The sequence below is a fragment of the Rhodococcus sp. NPDC055112 genome (genome assembly GCF_053607505.1).
The window spans coordinates 21,338-25,297 of sequence record NZ_JBSGTR010000015.1 but is presented as its reverse complement, the minus strand read 5'-3'; the positions used below and the strand labels follow the sequence as shown (position 1 = coordinate 25,297).

Genomic DNA, 3,960 nt, shown 5'->3' with positions numbered 1-3,960 from the left:
GGACGGTCTTCCGGTGATGCCCCTCCCGCACGCACGGGCCCGGAAACCAACCATTCATCGAGGAGATTCATCATGCTCGGACTCATCATCGGCCTCGGCGGAGCGGCGCTCGGCCTCGGGCTGGGACTGGGTGGTGCCGCGCTCGGCGTCGGACTCGCCCTTGGCGGGGTCGCGCTCGGACTCGCGGGCGCCGCGCTCGGACTCGGATTCGCCTTGCTCATCAGCGACCGGAACATCAAGTACGACATCGTAGAACTCGCAGACTGATCCGCCCGGCGAGCTTCGCGGATCGGCGGGGTCGCGCTGACCGCACCCCTGGTGGGTGAGGTCAGGCGACCGTCGAGAGCGGGCTGTCCGCGTCCGCGGCGAGGAAGCCCTCGACGAAGACCAGAAACCGCTGGTGCAGCCGGCGGAGTTCGTTCTCCGAGTACAGGTCTCGGTTCGCCAGGAAGTCGATCCGGGTGGCGCCCTCGACCGCGCCGGGGCGGACCCGGACGGTCAGGTCGTCGACCCGGCCCGTGGTCAGGACGTGGACCGCTCCGTCCAGCGGTCCGAGAGGGACCTCGCTGTCGGCGAGCATCAGCTCGATGGTGGGGCCGAAGGAGGCCGCGTTGTCGCCGATCACGCCGACCTCACGCGCGACGTCCTCCTGGCGGTACCGCTGACGGCTCAGCGCTCCCGCGAGTTCCCTGCCTGCCGCCATGGCGGCCTCACCGACCGTCATCCCAGCGCCCGAGGACAGGCGAAGGGGGACCACGTTGGCGAGCGATCCGCCCGAGCGGCGCAGGGCCGCGGTGCCCCTGGCGGGGGTCGGGAGCGTGACCGTGACCTCGTCTCGTCCGGTGTGCTGCGCGAGGAAGGCTCCGAACGCGGCGACCACCGTCGGCGCCGACAGCGCGGCGCCGGGGCCTGCCGGCGCCAGCTCGCCGCCGATCACCACGGGCTCGGACTGGGCGGGTGCCGCCGTGCCTGCGAACGTGACCGGGTCCGCGACGCCGACGAGATGCTCGGCCCAGGAGTCGCGGTCGCGCTCGAAACGGTCGGATGTCCGGTAGGTCGCGTCGGATGCCACCACGGCTTCGAGGTCGAGGGCCTCGGACGGGTCGGCGGCGGCGCCGACGAACGCATGGGTGTAGAGCTCGGCGGAGCGTTCGATCAGCGTGCGCAGTCCGTGCGCGTCGAGGGCGACCTGGTGTGCGCGCACGTACCAGTAGGTGTGCTCCTCGCCGATACGCAGCACGGCCGCGACGATGAGCTGGTCGGCCGCCATGTCGACCGGTCGGGACTGTTCGTCGCGCATCCATTCCCGTGCCGCGGCAGCCGGGTTCATCCGGCCGCGGAAGTCGACGGTGGCGACGAAGTCGTCGTCGGCGGCGGTGAGGGTCTGATACGGAAATCCGTCGACCTCGACCACGTGCAGCCGCCCCGCCCCGAATTCCGTTCCTGCCCGGCGGACCGAGTCCATGAGCAGGCCGACGTCGAGCGCGCCGCGGATGTCGACGTACTGCGCGACGGAGATCGGTGCGTCACCGGAGACGCGCTGGGAGAACCAGACCGAGTGCGCGGCGGCGGAGAGCGCGAGGACCCGCGCCCGGGTACCGCAACCGGAGATGCTGGTGGGCTGCACTGGCTGGTTCACGAAACTCTCCCTCGACTCGGACTTCGGTGACCGGGAACTGCTCTGGTCTCAAAGTCTCGTCGGAGGGAAGGGGTGCGGACAGGCCCCCAAGCGGTGGCGCGGGCGACACCCAGGGTGATGGATTCACCACCCTGGGTGTCGTCGGCGTCAGAACAGGGGACCGCCGCCGAACGCGGCGCGGTGCGAGGCAGGCTGGGCGCCGTCCACGTCGGTGATCCCGTACTCGAGCGCGGTCTCGGCGGTGATCTGGGTGCTCCCGCTGAGCTTGTCGACCGCCGGGTCGTTGGCGAGGGCGACGATCACCCGCCCGATGAACTCTGGGGTCTCCGCCTCGGAGAGGGGGAACCCGGCGAAGCTCTCCATCCCGCTCGCCAGCATCGCCTCGTTGCGCACCAGCCCGGGCCAGAAGGACAGGGCCGTGACGCCGGTGCCCTTGAGTTCGACCGCCATGTCCGCCGCCATCTTGTCGAGGCCGGCCTTGGACATCCCGTACAGCACCGAGTGCAGGTAGCCGCGGGTGCCGAACGAGGAGATGTTGCCGATGAGGCCGGAACCGCGCGGGACCATGAGCTTGGCGGCCTCGACGCTGGCGACGTAGTGCGCGCGCAGTCCGACGCCGATGAGCGTGTCCCAGTCGCTGATGGGACGCTTCCAGAACGGGTCGGAGAAGCCGGCGAAACCCTTGGGGTGCGCCCAGACGTTGTTGACGAGAAGGTCCAGCCGTCCGGACTGTTCGTCGGCGATGCGGGCGAACAGCGCCTCGATCTGGGCGTCGTCGGTGTGGTCGCACTGCACGGCGATCCCGGTGCCGCCGCGCGCGGTCACCTCGGCTGCCGTCGCGTCGAGCGGACCGTCGGTCCCGACCTCGCCACGGGCCGTGACATAGACCGTCCAGCCGTCCGAGCCGAGGGCAAGCGCGATGCCCTTGCCGACGCTGCGGCTGGCGCCGGTGACGAGGGCGACCCGCCGCTCACTAGTTGCTTCATGAATAGTCACTGCGCCACCCCCGCGAACTGGCCCTCGGACACCACGGCGTCGGGGGAGAGCGGGCGGGTCAGCGACCAGGTCTCGGTGAAGTGACACTTCGACATGCGCCACTCGCCGTCCTCGACCACGTACTCGTCGGCGTATTCGCCGGTCGAGACGGTCTCGGTGTTCTCGAGCAGGTTCAGCTGACGAAAGCGCAGGGTCCACCGTCCGGTCGCGGTGCCCTCGCCCGTGATGGTGATGTCGGGGTGCAGGCCGTGGTGCATGTCGAGGATGACGTGCTTGCCACCGACCCGGTGCAGCGCGATCTTCTCGAAGATCTCGGCCATCGGCTCGATGTCGTCGAACGCGCCGAGGCGGCCGTAGTCGATGTTCGCTCCCGAGCGGATGAAGCAGGCGCGGAAGGACTTCGGGTCCTTGCCGTCACACGCCCGCCAGTATCGGTGCTTGAGGTTCTTGATCGCTTCGATCTCTTCGAGGGCGGCGATCCGTTGCGCGAGGTCCAAGGTGTGTCCCGTTCTCTGGTCACTGATCTTCTGTGACCTGGACGATAGGTGGCACGGGTCACAGCGCGCAGCAGTCCTTCCCACACTGCGGGCAAGACGGGGTCGCCCTGGAGCTACCCCCGCGCGGCCGCGGCGGCGTTCACGATGGCCGCCGACCCCGAGATCGCGGCGTCCAGGGTTGGGCCGAAGGCGCACTCGGAGAGCTCGGCGAGCGCCGGGTCCTCGTCGAAATGTTCGGGGGCCTGCATGGCGAGCAGGACGTTGAGCAGCATCCCCTTCGCGATGAACTCCCGCGCCTCCTCCGGGGTGCACCCGGTGCGGGTACGGATCTGCGTGTAGATCTCCGACATCGCGGCCCGCGCCTGCGCGCCGATCTCGGGGGTTCCGCCCGCAGAGAAGCCGTGCATCATCACCAGCAGCAGATCGCCGTCGGAGACGAGCTCGCCGTATGCGGCGCCGAGCCGGGACCAGAACTCCTCGCTCTGGGGATCGATGCCGCCCGGCTGGGTCTCGATCCGGTCCAGTTCCTCGTCGAAGGCCGCCACGATGCTCTTCAGTGCGCGGGCGAACACCTCGCGGAAGAGTTCGGCCTTGGAGCCGAACATTCGGACGACGTAGGGCTGTGACACGCCTGCCTCTTTGGCGACCGCGTCCGTGCTGGTGCCTGCGTAGCCGCCCCGCGCGAAGGCCCGTGAGGCCGCGGCGAGCACGAGCTCGCGGCGTTCCGGTGCGCTCATGCGGGTCGCGGTACGGGGGGACTTCGTCGACTCCACGGAGCCGTCTTGCACTGCCATGTTGACAGGTTATCACTCGATGCCTTAGCGTTTT

The 3,960-nt window shown here is 69.6% G+C and carries 5 protein-coding genes; 1 reads left to right on the top strand and 4 read right to left on the bottom strand.

What is annotated here, in order from left to right; genetic code table 11:
- Positions 1 to 72 precede the first annotated feature (72 nt).
- Complete coding sequence (locus ACWFRB_RS10195) at positions 73 to 267, top strand: hypothetical protein (RefSeq protein ID WP_452640722.1); 195 nt, start codon at positions 73 to 75, stop codon at positions 265 to 267.
- A 61-nt stretch (positions 268 to 328) separates the two neighbouring features.
- Here the strand turns inward: ACWFRB_RS10195 and ACWFRB_RS10190 are convergent, their stop codons facing one another.
- The 4 genes from ACWFRB_RS10190 to ACWFRB_RS10175 all read right to left on the bottom strand — a co-directional run bounded on the left by ACWFRB_RS10190 (position 329) and on the right by ACWFRB_RS10175 (position 3,926).
- Positions 329 to 1,639 (bottom strand): condensation domain-containing protein, encoded by a 1,311-nt coding sequence (locus ACWFRB_RS10190; protein WP_452640720.1) that lies wholly within the window; start codon positions 1,637 to 1,639, stop codon positions 329 to 331.
- Between the two features lie 147 nt (positions 1,640 to 1,786).
- Positions 1,787 to 2,635, bottom strand: a complete 849-nt coding sequence (locus tag ACWFRB_RS10185) for an SDR family NAD(P)-dependent oxidoreductase (RefSeq protein WP_452640718.1) — start codon at positions 2,633 to 2,635, stop codon at positions 1,787 to 1,789.
- Positions 2,632 to 3,132, bottom strand: a complete 501-nt coding sequence (locus ACWFRB_RS10180; protein WP_452640716.1) for a nuclear transport factor 2 family protein — start codon at positions 3,130 to 3,132, stop codon at positions 2,632 to 2,634. Before ACWFRB_RS10180 ends, ACWFRB_RS10185 begins: the two co-directional genes overlap by 4 nt.
- 113 nt (positions 3,133 to 3,245) lie before the next feature.
- The gene (locus ACWFRB_RS10175; RefSeq protein ID WP_452640714.1) at positions 3,246 to 3,926 is read right to left on the bottom strand and encodes a TetR/AcrR family transcriptional regulator; all 681 of its coding nucleotides are present in this window, start codon (positions 3,924 to 3,926) and stop codon (positions 3,246 to 3,248) included.
- Positions 3,927 to 3,960: the final 34 nt, after the last annotated feature.